This is a genomic window from Paenibacillus sp. GSMTC-2017, assembly GCF_016019935.1.
Lineage (GTDB): Bacteria > Bacillota > Bacilli > Paenibacillales > Paenibacillaceae > Pristimantibacillus.
In genome coordinates this window covers 473,491-487,985 of the sequence record NZ_JAECMT010000002.1, presented here as the reverse complement: position 1 = coordinate 487,985, position 14,495 = coordinate 473,491, and the positions used below count along the sequence as shown (strand labels likewise).

Below are 14,495 nucleotides of genomic sequence, written 5' to 3'. Positions count from 1 at the left end.
GTGTCCCAATCAGGGGCACCCTCTTCGTCTTTTATGGATTGACTAATGGCGTATGATTAGCTGGTCACCACTTAAATAAGGTACAAGATTCAATGTATTTATTGAAGCACATGACTCGATATCTCCACGTGAGCCAATTTTTTGCAGTCGTTTACCGGACTGGCTATTAAGCAGTGTTTCAAAGACGATTTCTGATCGATCACGGTAAAGAGAGTGCATCGCATGACCGAAGTCATCCACATCAATGGGAATTCCACTCTGCTTCTTTAAACAATCCAATATAAGTCCTGCACATAAACCATCTTCAATCGCGAAATCATCGTGACTTCCTGCACATAAAATAACAATGTCTCTACGTAGCTCTAAAGCAGACCTTGCACAAGCATCAGCGTTCAATAATGATGCGACTATAATGTGATCAGCTCGCATTGATTTGTGAATGCCGCGTGTTCCGTTCGTTGTTGTCAGAATGACTTTACGGCCTCCAACAGTTTGCTGTGTATATTCATTCGGTGAATTGCCAAGGTCGAAGCCGGCTATTTTTCGGCAAAACCGCTCTCCTCCCAGCACATCGCCAGGAAGTTGCATCGCTCGCGCATCCATCACTGTCTCAGCAGGGACAACACATTTAGCTCCAGCTGAAAGTGCCGTTACAATCGTACTTGTTGCACGCAGCACATCGATGACGATCGCTGTCTTGTGATGAAACTTCGCGGAACAGGATTCATTCACGCTGGAAATCACCTGGACATGCATATTTATATTCCTTCTTTCTTCAATCATTTGATCGATTAACTGTGCGCTTCGTACTAATCTTCTCATCCGATTACATGAAAGATCAATAATCCACTATATGCTGCGTTATGTAGGCAGGTGTCCGGTATGAATGTAAGACAAGCATGCATATAGATAAGAAATGTGTAAATCAGAAAGGAGGCTTATGGAATGTGCTTAACAAAATCGTTTTAAGTATGGTAATGCTTCGAATGCTCTCTGGCAGTATTGAAATATGTGCAGCGCTAATCATGCTCCGTATGAATGATATAGAGAAGGCGCTAGTCGTTAATTCTTCACTTGCTTTAATTGGACCATTAATTCTAATAGCAACGACGACAATTGGACTAGTTGGCTTGTCCGATAAGTTATCTGTTTCGAAGTTTATATGGGTAGCTGTTGGTGTTATATGTTTGATGATTGGCATATTGAAAAAATAATAGATTGTAAATCTAGTAATAACAAAATAGAATGTCATATTTTCAGCAGACAAGCATAAATATGTATGGACGTTAGACAATCATAAGGGAGTGATTGAAGTATGCTATCCCAAGTTTCGCATTTGTTGCCGCTAGAGGTGAAGAGGCTGCTTGATATGCTCCCTGTTGATGTCAAAGGGACACTAGAAGAAATTCGAATAAGGGAGGAGCGCCCATTGGAAGTTTCATTCCAGGGAGCATCCAAATTTATTGGAGTTGACGGTTCGTTGAAAGTGCTGTCAGAAGGGGCGTTTAAGCCAACAGCGGAGCATTGTCGGAAGTTGCTCGAACGTATTACCAATTATTCGTTATACGCAATGGAAGAGGAACTTCGCAGAGGATATATTACCGTTTCTGGAGGTCATCGAATTGGACTTGCTGGCAGGACGATTTTAGACAGTGGGACGGTAAGAGGGATTCGAGATATTGGAGGTTTTAATATCCGAATCGCTCGAGAAGTTATCGGTGCAGCAAGTCATCTTATGCCAAAGCTGATTGATCGAACGAGGGGGACAGTCAACTCAACACTTATACTGGCACCTCCTCAGCAAGGTAAAACGACACTAATTAGAGACATCGCTAGATCGATTAGTTACGGTCTATGGACAGGCAGTAACACGAACAGTAATGGTGGAAAAAAAGTAGGCATCGTTGATGAGAGATCAGAAATCGCAGCGTGTGTTCGAGGTATCCCGACTTTTGATGTTGGTCCGCGTACAGATGTAATGGATGCTTGTCCCAAAGCAGAAGGAATGATGATGCTACTTCGTTCTATGTCACCAGAGGTATTGATTGTCGATGAGATTGGTCGGCCAGAAGATGCTGATGCCATTCAAGAAGCAAGTCATGCTGGTGTAAGTGTAATTGCAACAGCACATGCCTTTGATGTTCATGATGCTAAAGGACGACCAGAATTGCAAAAGTTGATTCAGGACGGTACGTTTGCTCAAATTGTGGAGTTAAAGCGTACGAATGACGGCATTATGCATCGTATTATTAGTGTCGGTTCGAATACGGGAACTTCATCAGCAAAGGGTAGGGAATTGTCGCAAGCACAAGGATCACTTAGCTTTACAGGGCGAAATCGAGTTGATGATTTATGAAGTTGATTGGGGCAGTCCTCATTATAATTGCTGGCACATTGATAGGTTTTCAACAAGCAGCTCGCTTCTCAGAACGTCCGAAACAGTTGAAGCAACTAGCTCATGCACTACAACGACTAGAGACCGAAATTGGTTATGGACATACACCGCTCCCAGAAGCTTTAGAGAGGACGGCAGAAGCTTCCACAGAGCCAATTGCATCCATGTTAAGAGCAGCGGCTGCTGGAGTATGGAAAGCAGAAGGACTTTCTTTTCAAGAGAGTTGGGGAGAAGCGGTTCGATCCCATTGGGGAGAAACGTCAATGAAAAGTAATGAGCAGTCAGTCATTCTTCGGCTTGGATCTACGCTTGGTATTAGTGATAAAGAAGATCAGATGAAGCATTTGCGACTGGCATTGTTACAGCTTAAAGCTGAAGAAGATGCAGCGAGAGACGATCAGGGTCGATATGAGAAAATGTGGAAAAGTCTCGGAGTGCTGTTCGCTGTACTGATCGTCATTTTGATGGTGTAAGAGGGTGCGCTTCTTATGAATATCGATGTTAGCGCTATATTTCAAATCGCTGGAATCGGCATCATTATCGCCATGATTCATTCTGTTCTTAAACAGATGGGAAAGGAAGATATGGCGCATTGGGTTACAGTGATTGGATTTGTGGTCGTCTTGTTTATGGTCGTTCGGATGCTCAATGAATTGTTCCAAGAAATCAAAACGATCTTTTTGTTCCAGTAGGTGAACGAAGTGGAAATTATTCAAATTGTCGGTATCGGCTTGATGGCAACTGTACTCATTTTGGTCGTCAAAGAGCAAAAGCCGATGTTCGCTTTTCTACTAGCGGCTTTCACAGGTTTATTCATATTCCTTTTTGTTATAGGAAAGATTGAAGCTGTTATTACCGTTTTGGAGGATTTGGCCACTCGATCAGGCATACCTTCGATCTACTTAAAGACGGTTTTGAAAATAATTGGCATCGCATATATCGCTGAGTTTGGTGCACAAATTGTAAGAGATGCTGGGCAAGAAAGCATCGCCTCGAAAATTGAATTTGCCGGCAAAGTATTCATTCTCGTCATGGCAATCCCGATTATTAGCGTCATTGTCGAGACAGTCATCGGATTGTTGCCGGCGGGGAGTTGACCAGTATGATGCCGTCAGGTGACGTGCGAGGCAGAGCTAAGATGATGCTATTCCTGTTTGTAGCTGTGTTTTGTTTCTCATTTATGACCTCTATTAGCAAGGCAGAAGGTGAACCAAGTGGCGTAACTACAACACCAACAGCAGAAGAGTTAACTAAGGAACAGCTTGGTGTCCTTGAGACAGAACCAGTCGAAAATTATTGGAACAAGCTCCGCGATGAGTACGGTGGATATTTCCCGGATCAAGGTGTTCCAAGCTTTAGTCAAATGATAATGCCGGGCGGCGGCATGAAGCTAGCGGACGTCTTTCAAGGCTTACTACGTTATTTGTGGCATGAGGTGCTCTATAATGGCAAATTGCTCGTCACAATCATTATGCTTACCGTGTTTAGCATGGTGCTGGAGACGCTGCAAAATGCTTTTGAAAGAAATACGATTAGCAAAGTTGCTTATTCCATCACATATATGGTGCTTGTCATCATAGCAGTTAATAGCTTTCATGTCGCGATTGGTTATGCGAGAGAAGCGATAGAAAATATGATTACTTTTATGCTTGCCATGGTACCACTCTTACTTACATTACTTGCTTCAATGGGAAGTTTAATAACCGTCTCAGTTCTACATCCACTTATCATCTTTATGATTCATATCGTTGGAACAGTCATCTATACGATTGTATTTCCGTTGTTGTTCTTCTCTGCCGTTCTTCATATCGCTAGCGCGTTGTCGGAGAAGTTTAAAGTGACACAACTTGCTAATCTATTAAGGACGATCGCAGTTGGTTTGCTCGGTATACTACTAACAATATTTCTTGGAGTAATTTCCGTTCAAGGTGCAACGGGGGCTGTAACGGATGGGGTGACGCTTCGAACTGCAAAGTTCGTTACAGGTAACTTTGTTCCAGTCGTGGGGAGAATGTTCTCTGATGCTGCTGATACTGTAATCTCGGCATCTATGCTTGCAAAAAACGCAATCGGTTTAGCTGGTGTAATTATTCTTTTATTTTTGAGTGCTTTCCCAGCGTTAAAAATATTAACGCTCGCACTTATTTACAACATCTCGGCAGCAATTATGCAACCGTTAGGTGATTCTCCAATAGTAGGATGCTTGCAGACGATTGGAAAAACAATGATCTATGTTTTCGCCGCATTAGCTGCTGTAAGTCTCATGTTCTTTTTGGCGGTAACGATCATTTTGACAGCTGGCAATGCAGCTATTATGGTCCGCTGAGTAAAGAATAGAAGAGTAAGTTTTGCTCCGCAAAACTTTGGGAGGTGAGCTAAATGTGATGGTTTGGTTAAGTGATTGGCTTAGTGACATTATCGCAGTCATTCTACTTGCCGTTCTTGTTGAGTTGTTGCTGCCAAACAAAGCGATGCAACGGTATGCACGACTTGTCATTGGTCTACTTATTCTACTTACGATTCTATCGCCAATTCTTCGTCTTTTCCAGGCTGATATGAGTGCACGATTGGATGCTGGGATGGAAATATGGAACGAACAAGCGATGGAAAAAGACATTAAGATGCCTAGTCTCGAAGAAATACAAAGTAGAGCAAACGAAATTCGAGACAAGCGTAATCAAGAAGCAGCTAGAATTACGAAGCTTACTCTAGAAGAAGCGATGCAGAAGGAAATAGAACAGCAAACAGAAAACAAAGTTGAATCCATTAATGTCGAACTGGTATGGAAAAAGCAAGGCCAAGGGGAGCCAACTCCTGATATAGGGGCAATCACCGTTACATTAAAGGCCCCTGTGCCTAGTGGATCTGTAGAACAAGGGGAAACTAGTATAAAGGCTGTTGCACCTGTAGCAGTAAATATAGAGATTAATAGCATTGAAGTAGGATCTACAACTAAGAGTGAGCCAGAGAAGCAAGCTGAGGAACAAGGTTATATCCTAGTGAATAAGGCGGAAACAATCGCCATTCAGGGCGTGCTAGCACAAGGCTGGGGCGTTCATAAAAAAAATATTTTAATCCGTCAACGTACGGACCAAAGTGTTCCGAAATAACGAAGATGAAGGGAAGGAGGAGGATTGGAATGGCTAAATGGTTGGAAGGATTAGAGTCAGCTATCGGCGGTGGTCCTAGTGGGCCGAAACGTGTTAGAACACTTAGAATACTTCTTATTGTAGGAGGGATCGGAGCTGGTCTTATGCTCTTAAATTCATTCCTACCCTTTCGAGGAGTAGAACCTTCCATGCAGCAAAACAATCCGCCGCCAAAAGTTGAGGAATCCTTGAATAAGGGAAACACTTCGAACTCTCCTTTTGAATCGATTGAAGGAACGCTAGAGGCACGAATGAAGGAAATTTTGGAAAAGATCGTTGGAGTCGGTACTGTTGACGTAATGGTAACGGTTGAATCAACTGAGGAAATCGTTGTCGAAAGACATAGACAGGAGACGCAGACGATCACAGATGAAAATGATCCAAATGGAGGGGTGAGACACATTACATCGATTGGAAAAGATGGCCAAGTTGTTTTGAATGAAGTATCTGGTGATCAAAAACCAATCGTTACTAAAACGATCAATCCCAAAATTCGCGGCGTCATTATCGTTGCCAAAGGTGCAGAAAACGCCATGGTTAGAAGACTAATTGTTAATGCAATAGAAAAGGGTGTTGATGTACCGATTAACCGAATTTCTGTAGTGCCGAGTAAGCAATAAAATCGATACTTACGAAGTCATTTTTGTTTCACAAAAATTTGAGGAGGAATTACTTATGAACACAAAAAGACAAACAATTTGGCTTGTATCTATGCTTAGCTTGATGGTGGTATTATCTGCTTATTATTTGTTCACTCAAGATTTAAATGATGCTGACAAACTTTCAGGTAGCACTACACCCGAACAAAATGTAACAGAGGCGACAGGAAACGGGGCGGAAGTAGTCATTGATGAGGTTGTGAAAGTTGAAGGTAGTAATGAGGTTAGCGAAGTTAATCAGCAGGTGCTTAAGCAATTGGAGCAAGAAGGCTTTGCTGAAGGCGGATACTTCAGTGAGTTGTTAGCAAAACGAGAAAAAAGTTATGCGGAAGCTAACGATAAAATAATGTCAGTATTAGCAAATGTAAATGTTAAACAAGATGAATCGGCTGCAGCTTCAACTCAAATTGCAGAGCTCGAAGAGAAGATCGTCCGTATTAAAAATTTGGAGTCAACTTTAATGGAGCAATATAAAATAGCGCTTATTTCTGAAGAAGAAAACGAAAGATTTAAAGTAGTTGTTACAAGCGATAAGCTCGAAAAGAAAGAAGCTGCAAGCATTATTGATCAAGTAATGACCGTGATGGAAGTGGGCGCTGATCAAGTTTCTGTACAATACGTTCCAGTACCATAGAAAATATTGGGCATTGTAGAAGACTCCGTTCGTAACCGGCTTTACGCCGCTTCGAACGGAGTTTTTTCGCTATAATTGTGTTAATATACAACAATTTCTGACGAACTTTGCGAGGCGGATCGTGCAGTATTTTGCTAATAAATAGCTTGTATAAAAAATGATTCGTCTTGTCGCACATTTATGATATAATGTTTAACGTTATGTGAAGAAGAGGAGTGATTACGTTCATGTTCAAGTTGAGCGAGATTAAAGAATTGATCAAATTGGTTGATCAAACATCCGTTCAGGAGCTCGAAATTGAAAACGAAGGAGCACGTCTGCATATCCGTAAACCAGGTAAAACCGAAGTGGTGAATGTGCAAGCGTCTCCAATTACGCATACATATTCACAAACTCCGTTTCCTGTTGCTCAGCAGCAGCCAGCCGTTGTAACAAGCGCGCAGCCAGCTGTTCAAGAAGCGGTTCCGGTTAAAGCTCCGGCAGCAGATCTTCATCAGATCGTTTCGCCTATGGTCGGTACTTTCTACAGTTCACCGACTCCTGAATCAGGTCCTTTCGTTAAGTCGGGTGACCGTGTACAAGAGAAGTCCGTCGTTTGTATTTTGGAAGCGATGAAGCTTATGAATGAACTAGAAGCAGAAGTTAAAGGTGAGATCGTTGAAGTATTGGTCTCTAATGGTCAATTAGTTGAATATGGCCAGCCGCTGTTTCTTGTTAAAGCGGACTAAAACTTTCATTCCCAATTGGGAAACTGTCGTCTGAAAGGGGTTCCTACGTGAAATTCCAAAAAATATTAATTGCAAACCGTGGTGAGATCGCAGTGCGGATTATTCGCGCTTGTCGTGAACTTGGAATCGGTACAGTAGCCGTTTATTCTGAAGCAGACCGTGATTCGCTTCATGTTCGTCTAGCAGACGAAGCCTATTGCATCGGGCCCACCGCATCTAAAGATAGCTATTTAAATTTAACCAATATAATGAGCGTTGCTACGATTACAGAATGTGATGCTATTCATCCTGGCTATGGTTTCCTCGCTGAGAATGCTGATTTCGCTGAAATCTGTGAATCCTGTAATATTACTTTTATAGGTCCTTCTCCGGAAGCAATTAGTAAGATGGGGGATAAAGCGGTCGCTAAGCTGACAATGAAAACAGCAAACGTGCCAATTATTCCAGGTTCTGATGGCTTAGTTGAAAACATGGACGATGCAATCATTGTTGCAAGAGAAATCGGTTATCCCGTTATTATCAAAGCAACTGCAGGCGGCGGAGGCAAAGGTATCCGTATTGCTGAAGATGAAGAGTCTCTTATTACGCAAATAACGACAGCACAACAAGAAGCCCAAAAAGCGTTTGGTAATGCTGGCGTATATTTGGAGAAATATTTGACTGGCATGAAGCATGTTGAGATTCAAATTATGGCGGACAAGCATGGTAATGCTGTACATTTGTTCGAACGTGATTGTTCTGTACAGCGTAGAAGACAAAAGCTGGTTGAGGAAGCTCCTTGTCCAGTATTATCTCCTGAAATGCGCCAAAAGATGGGCCAAGCTGCAGTACGTGCTGCACTCGCAGTACAATACTCTGGTGCAGGCACATTAGAATTTTTGCTTGGGCAGGATGGAGAGTTCTACTTTATGGAGATGAATACTCGTATCCAAGTAGAACATCCTGTAACTGAGATGATTACGAATGTGGACTTGATTAAGGAAATGATTAGTGTTGCGGAAGGCAATCCGCTTTCCTTTAAGCAAGAAGATCTTACAATCAATGGCTGGTCCATAGAGTGTCGTATTAATGCTGAAGATTCGGAACGTAATTTCATGCCTTCACCTGGTCATATTCCTTTTTATTTGCCACCAGGTGGTGCAGGTGTACGTGTAGATAGCGCTGTTTATCCTGGCTATACGATTTCTCCTCACTATGATTCGATGATCGCTAAGCTTATTGTATGGGGAAGAACACGTGAAGAAGCGATTGCACGAATGAAACGTGCTTTATCTGAATTCGCAATCGAAGGAATTCGCACAACTATTCCATTTCATCTTAAGCTTCTTAATCATCCTAAATTTGTGCAGGGCGATTTCGACATTAAATTTCTGGAGGAGCATGATATTAATGCCCCGGAAGCGGCAATTAGCGGAGATTTGAACAAGTCTGTATAGTTTGTCATATTTCAAGCTGAATGTTATAGTATAGAAATAAGATGCGGATCAATACTTGGCATGAGCCAAGTGCACGCAATATTAGGGAGGTGTACAACGAACATGAGTACGATAGCTGCTGACTACGAAAAAACAGAAATCGGTACGATTCAGATTGCACCTGAAGTGATTGAAGTTATTGCTGGACTTGCTGCAGTTGAGGTGGAAGGCGTAGCAGGGATGAGTGGTGGACTTGCAGGCGGTATTGCCGAATTGCTTGGTCGCAAAAACTTGTCTAAAGGTGTTAAGGTTGAAGTAGGTCAAAGAGAAGCTGCGGTAGACGTATCTATCATCGTTGAGTATGGTAACAAAATTCCTGAGGTTGCTTCAGCAATTCAAGCGAATGTGAAACGTTCTATTGAGATGATGACTGGTCTTCATGTAGTAGAAGTGAATGTTCATATCCATGATGTTCATTTCAAACCTGCTGAGAAGATTGTAGAAGAAGATAGTCTAAACAGAGTTAAATAATAACAAATGAAGCGTTGATTTCGTACAACCCCCTCGTGATTGGGCATGCCGCTCGGCACAAGGGGGTTTTCATTAGGTCTGACTGGAGGAGTGGATGCGTTGATAAAAGTTGTGGACAAGCTTCTTTTGTTTTTGTATAGCATCGTCATCGGGATTATTTCGGTAGTCATCATATGTTTGGGCTTTGGTTGGGTATCTGCTTACAATATAGTTGATGTACTGGACGATTACTTTAGTCGTGATTCACTTTCATTTACAAGTGGAGTGCTAGGTTGTGTATTGCTTCTTATTAGTGTGAGATTAGTAGTTGTATCTGTCCAGCGTAGTTCAATTTCTGCTCAATCAATTGACCAACGCACAGAATTCGGAGACATTAGAATTTCAATTGAAACGATTGAAAACTTGGCACTGAAGACTGCTGTTAAACAACGTGGCGTAAAAGACATTAAAGCACGTGTTCGTGCAAATGATGCAGGTCTTGAAATTGTGCTTCGTGCAATTATTGATGGTGAACATTCGATACCAACGTTAACTGAAGAAATTCAGCGTGCGGTCAAAGAACATATAGAAGAAATTACGGGAATACCAGTTACGAATGTAGCTGTGTTTGTTGCTAATGTTATTCAAGCAAATACATTCAAAAGCCGCGTAGAATAGAGGTGAACTTACCGATGTGGAGGGAGTTCTGGGAAATCTATTGGAAACGTTTGGTTGGCGCAGCAGTTGGGTTGTTTTTCGGAATCATTTATTTAGCATTTGGGTTCTGGGACATGCTCTTTGTAGCGCTGCTCGTCGCCATCGGTTATTGGTTTGGAAAAGGTAAAGAGCAAACGAATGGTGAAGAATTTTCTTTACAGAGAGTATGGTACTCACTTCAAGATAAATTTAGACCATTTCGATAATTCTGTGGTCTCCTCCGTACTCCGGATTTCGGACAGCCGCTTATTCGGGGCAGGGAGGAGATCATAGTTTTTTTCTGAAAAAATATTTGGCAAGAACGGATGTGGATACTACATGAAACGTAGATTATCGAGAGAAATAACAGTATCAAGTCTTTACCAATTGGAAATGAACGAAGTTACTGCATCAGAAGCAATAGAAATGTTGATGGAAGAACTACGTCAGGAAAATGAAATAGAAGCAGATCCATCTGAAATTGGCAGTACAGACGAGTTCGTTCGTGAACTTGTGAACGGTGTTTTGGAAAACAAACAAGTAATCGATGGAATGCTACAGCAGTTTTTGACAGGATGGCAAGTAGACCGTTTATCGCGTGTCGATAGACAAGTGTTAAGACTTGCATGTTATGAGATGGTATTTAGAGACGATGTACCTCCAGTAGCAGCAATTAATGAGGCGATTGAGGTTGCTAAACATTTCGGGACTGAGGAATCGGGTAAGTTCGTAAATGGTGTTCTAGGCAAGTTGTTGCAAGAAATCGAAGAGCTGAAACAATAACGATTATAATTTTGGGGAAGTAGCTACTATAGGACAAAGGAGTCTGAAGCGGTTATGAGCGCACAAATTATTGATGGTAAAAAAATTTCTGATGAAATACGGGGCGAGATTTTACAGGAAGTTACCGCTCTAAAAGCAAAAAATGTTGTTCCGGGTTTAGCAGTTGTACTTGTTGGTGAAGACCCTGCATCAAAAGTTTATGTAGGTTCCAAAGAAAAGACTTGTCAGCAGTTAGGCATTTACTCTGAGGTGCATCGTTTAGATGCGCTTACAACAGAGTCCGAGCTACTAGCGCTCATTAATCGTCTGAATGAACAATCTACAATCAATGGTATTTTAGTTCAGCTTCCACTTCCAAATCATATTAATGAAAAAGCAGTAATTGATGCAATTCGTTTAGATAAAGATGTAGATGGCTTCCATCCTCAAAGTGTAGGAAATCTTATTATTGGCGATGACAGTTTATTGCCATGTACTCCTGCTGGTGTTATTGAACTCATTAAGCGCCAAGGCGTTGACATCGCAGGTAAACATGCAGTAGTGATCGGGCGTAGCAATATCGTTGGTAAACCTGTAGCAAACTTGTTATTACGTGAGCATGCTACCGTAACGATTTGTCATTCTCGAACAACAAACATGGAGCAAATCGCTAAACAAGCAGACATTCTTGTAGTTGCAATAGGTAAAGCTAAAGCAATCGACAGCCGATATGTGAAGCCTGGTGCGATTGTAATTGATGTTGGAGTCAATCGTCTACCAGACGGAAAATTAGCAGGTGACGTTGATTTTAATGATTGTTTAGAAGCTGCGTCATATATTACCCCTGTTCCAGGTGGTGTAGGTCCTATGACCATTACTATGCTAATGAAAAACACGATTACGGCGGCTAGAAGGGCAAACGGAATCGAGGTGTAAAGCATCAAATGGGAACTAATCCTAAAGTATACTCGATCAAAGAGCTAAATAAATACATTCGAATGAAACTAGAGACTGACCTCGTCTTAGGTGATGTTTGGTTACGTGGAGAAATTTCTAATTTCACTCATCATTCCAGTGGTCATATGTACTTTACGCTCAAAGATAGTGACAGCAAGCTAAAATGTGTGATGTTTGCATCTCACAATACTAGGCTTCCATTTATTCCTCGAGAAGGTACAAAAGTAATTGCAAGAGGTAATATTTCTGTATTTGAACGAGATGGTAATTATCAATTTTATGTAATGGCAATGCAACCTGATGGGATCGGTAGCTTATATCTTGCTTATGAGCAGCTTAAGAGCAAGCTTGCGCAAGAGGGGCTATTCGACTCTTCTCGAAAAAGGGCATTGCCATCATTTCCGAAATCGATTGGTGTAATTACTTCACCTACAGGTGCTGCGGTGCGTGATATTATAACTACACTTCAGCGTAGATATCCGCTGATTCCGGTATATATCTATCCGGTTCAAGTGCAGGGTAAACAAGCAGCGCCTACAATTGTGAATGCAATAGAAGCAATGAATCGTTTTGGGGAATGCGACGTATTAATTGTAGGTCGTGGCGGAGGTTCTTTAGAGGAACTTTGGGCATTCAATGAGGAAGTAGTGGCGAGAGCAATAGCTAAATCGGTTATACCAATAATAAGTGCAGTCGGTCATGAAACGGACTTTACAATATCTGATTTTGTTGCTGACTTACGAGCAGCAACACCTACAGCAGCAGCAGAGCTTGCTGTTCCTCATGTTGCTGAACTTGCACAAGGGAAAAACCGTTTGGAGCAACGATTAATTTCTGCTCTACGTCTATCTGTTCGGGTAGATAAAGAACGTCTCCAGCGTGTGCGGAGATCTCCGTTCTTCTTATACCCACGTAGATATTTACTGGATCAAGCTCAGCGTCTAGATCGTCTCAAAGAGCAGCTCCATGAAAGAACATCTCGACTGACAATGAAAGAACATAGTAAATTAGCAAAGCTCCAATCTCAATTAGCAGCTCATCATCCTGGTGAACGTGTCATTTATGCCGCTAAACGATTAAGCGGAGCCACGCATCAATTAGAGATTGCTTCGGCTGCATTAGTAAAGTCTGGAAAGTTGCGGTTACAAAGTGGGATTAAGCAACTCGATGCATTAAGCCCATTAAAAGTAATGGCAAGAGGTTATAGTCTCGTCTATGATGAAAACAAAAAACGATTAATTAAATCGATTCAAGATGTTACGGTAGGCGATGACGTTCAAGTTAAACTCGCAGATGGTAGTATAACTTGTCGCGTTGAATCCCTGACAGGAGGTTGGAACAATGAAAAAAGCAGCGAAAAGTGATGAGCTAAGTTTTGAGCAAGCGATGGAACGTCTTGAGTCTATTGTCGCAAAGCTTGAAAACGGTGATGTCCCTCTTGAAACAGCAATCGAATTGTTCCAAGAAGGAATGAAGCTCTCCCATCTTTGTGGTAGTAAACTTGAGCAAGTGGAGAGCAAAATTGAATTGTTGATCGAATCAGAACAAGGCTTCCAGAAAAAACCGTTTGTAGCTACAAACGAAGATAAAGGGGAATGAGCTTGAACGCTAGCGTGACAACTGCTACCTATCTGAAAGACTGCGCGTCTAAGATCGAGTTGGCGCTTCAATCTTCATTTCCAACGGATTGGGATGTACCACAACTTCTTCGTGATGCGATGCAATACTCTCTAGATGCAGGAGGTAAGCGGATTCGTCCTGCACTGGTTTTAACTACAGCACATGCTATACAGGGATCATCGGTTATTTGTGATGATGCTATGCCAATTGCTTGTGCAGTTGAATATATACATACATATTCATTGATCCATGATGATCTGCCAGCGATGGATGACGATGACTTCCGTCGGGGAAAGCCAACAAACCATAAAGTATTTGGTGAAGCAATGGCTATACTAGCAGGTGATGCTCTGCTCACACATGCATTTCGCCTCATTCCGCAAGCTGCTCGTCAAGGCAATGTGAAACCCGAAATAGCACTTGCAATCGTTGATGATTTAGCAAAGTATGCAGGAGCATCGGGTATGGTTGGTGGTCAGGCGGCAGACATGCTTGGTGAACAAGGTATTACTTCTATTAATGAGCTTGAGTACATCCATTTGCATAAAACGAGTGATTTGATTGTATTTTCGGTTGTAGCAGGTGGAAGAATTGGTGGAGCAAATGAGGAACAACTAGATAAACTTGCGCTTTATGGCCGAAATATTGGGTTAGCTTTTCAAATCCAAGATGATATTTTGGACTTGATTGGCGATGAGCAGAAGCTTGGTAAAAAAACGAATAGTGACGTTGCCCAGCAGAAAGTAACCTATCCATTCCTTATTGGAATGGAAGAAAGTATCGCATTAGTGAAAAAGCTAACGCAAGAAGCGAAAAATGCCATAGTAGAAGCAAATCTTGCCCAGCCTGAACGATTGCTACAGATTGCCGATTATTTAGTGCAACGGGACCATTGACAAGTTCTGTAACTGTCAGAAAATTGGGCAACTGAATGGCAATATGATATAATAGGTAAAATGTAGATGTGTAT

General features: G+C 41.9%; 20 protein-coding genes. 19 read left to right on the top strand and 1 reads right to left on the bottom strand.

The annotated features are described in order from the left end of the window. Window positions 1-42: 42 nt before the first annotated feature. Window positions 43-822, bottom strand: coding sequence for a 2-phosphosulfolactate phosphatase (locus I6N90_RS09675; RefSeq protein WP_332262433.1), 780 nt, complete (start codon window positions 820-822; stop codon window positions 43-45). Between the two features lie 125 nt (window positions 823-947). On the opposite strand from I6N90_RS09675, the gene I6N90_RS09670 reads away from it, so the two are divergent. The 19 genes from I6N90_RS09670 (at window position 948) to I6N90_RS09580 (ending at window position 14,421) form a co-directional block, all read left to right on the top strand. Continuing rightward, window positions 948-1,214, top strand: coding sequence for a YqhV family protein (locus I6N90_RS09670; protein ID WP_197935308.1), 267 nt, complete (start codon window positions 948-950; stop codon window positions 1,212-1,214). 101 nt (window positions 1,215-1,315) lie between these two features. After that, window positions 1,316-2,356 (top strand): stage III sporulation protein AA, encoded by a 1,041-nt coding sequence (gene spoIIIAA / locus I6N90_RS09665; protein WP_197935307.1) that lies wholly within the window; start codon window positions 1,316-1,318, stop codon window positions 2,354-2,356. Further along, window positions 2,353-2,868, top strand: a complete 516-nt coding sequence (gene spoIIIAB / locus I6N90_RS09660) for a stage III sporulation protein SpoIIIAB (protein WP_197935306.1) — start codon at window positions 2,353-2,355, stop codon at window positions 2,866-2,868. The genes spoIIIAA and spoIIIAB overlap by 4 nt, the downstream gene beginning before the upstream one ends. A 15-nt stretch (window positions 2,869-2,883) precedes the next feature. Then, window positions 2,884-3,087, top strand: coding sequence for a stage III sporulation protein AC (spoIIIAC, locus tag I6N90_RS09655; RefSeq protein WP_197935305.1), 204 nt, complete (start codon window positions 2,884-2,886; stop codon window positions 3,085-3,087). A 9-nt stretch (window positions 3,088-3,096) separates the two neighbouring features. After that, on the top strand, window positions 3,097-3,492 hold the full coding sequence (gene spoIIIAD / locus I6N90_RS09650; RefSeq protein WP_197935838.1) for a stage III sporulation protein AD: 396 nt from the start codon (window positions 3,097-3,099) through the stop codon (window positions 3,490-3,492). Window positions 3,493-3,500: 8 nt separating this feature from the next. Beyond that, on the top strand, window positions 3,501-4,721 hold the full coding sequence (gene spoIIIAE, locus I6N90_RS09645; protein WP_197935836.1) for a stage III sporulation protein AE: 1,221 nt from the start codon (window positions 3,501-3,503) through the stop codon (window positions 4,719-4,721). 58 nt (window positions 4,722-4,779) lie between these two features. Next, the gene (gene spoIIIAF, locus I6N90_RS09640; protein ID WP_232242927.1) at window positions 4,780-5,505 is read left to right on the top strand and encodes a stage III sporulation protein AF; all 726 of its coding nucleotides are present in this window, start codon (window positions 4,780-4,782) and stop codon (window positions 5,503-5,505) included. A gap of 29 nt (window positions 5,506-5,534) precedes the next feature. After that, complete coding sequence (locus I6N90_RS09635) at window positions 5,535-6,164, top strand: stage III sporulation protein AG (protein ID WP_197935303.1); 630 nt, start codon at window positions 5,535-5,537, stop codon at window positions 6,162-6,164. Between the two features lie 55 nt (window positions 6,165-6,219). Next, window positions 6,220-6,837 carry a SpoIIIAH-like family protein gene (locus I6N90_RS09630; protein ID WP_197935302.1) on the top strand — a complete coding sequence of 206 codons (618 nt, stop codon included), beginning with the start codon at window positions 6,220-6,222 and terminating at the stop codon, window positions 6,835-6,837. A 227-nt stretch (window positions 6,838-7,064) separates the two neighbouring features. Beyond that, complete coding sequence (gene accB / locus I6N90_RS09625; RefSeq protein WP_197935301.1) at window positions 7,065-7,565, top strand: acetyl-CoA carboxylase biotin carboxyl carrier protein; 501 nt, start codon at window positions 7,065-7,067, stop codon at window positions 7,563-7,565. Between the two features lie 47 nt (window positions 7,566-7,612). Continuing rightward, window positions 7,613-9,001 (top strand): acetyl-CoA carboxylase biotin carboxylase subunit, encoded by a 1,389-nt coding sequence (gene accC / locus I6N90_RS09620; protein WP_197935300.1) that lies wholly within the window; start codon window positions 7,613-7,615, stop codon window positions 8,999-9,001. Window positions 9,002-9,103: 102 nt separating this feature from the next. Further along, window positions 9,104-9,511, top strand: coding sequence for an Asp23/Gls24 family envelope stress response protein (locus I6N90_RS09615; RefSeq protein WP_197935299.1), 408 nt, complete (start codon window positions 9,104-9,106; stop codon window positions 9,509-9,511). 99 nt (window positions 9,512-9,610) lie between these two features. After that, complete coding sequence (amaP, locus tag I6N90_RS09610) at window positions 9,611-10,168, top strand: alkaline shock response membrane anchor protein AmaP (protein ID WP_197935298.1); 558 nt, start codon at window positions 9,611-9,613, stop codon at window positions 10,166-10,168. Between the two features lie 14 nt (window positions 10,169-10,182). Further along, entirely contained in the window at window positions 10,183-10,413 is a 231-nt protein-coding gene (locus tag I6N90_RS09605) for a DUF2273 domain-containing protein (protein ID WP_197935297.1), read from the top strand. Between the two features lie 112 nt (window positions 10,414-10,525). Next, the gene (gene nusB / locus I6N90_RS09600; protein ID WP_197935296.1) at window positions 10,526-10,969 is read left to right on the top strand and encodes a transcription antitermination factor NusB; all 444 of its coding nucleotides are present in this window, start codon (window positions 10,526-10,528) and stop codon (window positions 10,967-10,969) included. Window positions 10,970-11,023: 54 nt separating this feature from the next. Then, complete coding sequence (gene folD, locus I6N90_RS09595) at window positions 11,024-11,884, top strand: bifunctional methylenetetrahydrofolate dehydrogenase/methenyltetrahydrofolate cyclohydrolase FolD (RefSeq protein ID WP_197935295.1); 861 nt, start codon at window positions 11,024-11,026, stop codon at window positions 11,882-11,884. A gap of 8 nt (window positions 11,885-11,892) precedes the next feature. Next, window positions 11,893-13,269, top strand: coding sequence for an exodeoxyribonuclease VII large subunit (gene xseA, locus I6N90_RS09590; RefSeq protein ID WP_197935294.1), 1,377 nt, complete (start codon window positions 11,893-11,895; stop codon window positions 13,267-13,269). After that, the gene (gene xseB, locus I6N90_RS09585) at window positions 13,247-13,504 is read left to right on the top strand and encodes an exodeoxyribonuclease VII small subunit (protein WP_197935293.1); all 258 of its coding nucleotides are present in this window, start codon (window positions 13,247-13,249) and stop codon (window positions 13,502-13,504) included. Before xseA ends, xseB begins: the two co-directional genes overlap by 23 nt. 2 nt (window positions 13,505-13,506) lie before the next feature. Then, complete coding sequence (locus I6N90_RS09580) at window positions 13,507-14,421, top strand: polyprenyl synthetase family protein (RefSeq protein ID WP_442950953.1); 915 nt, start codon at window positions 13,507-13,509, stop codon at window positions 14,419-14,421. Window positions 14,422-14,495: the final 74 nt, after the last annotated feature.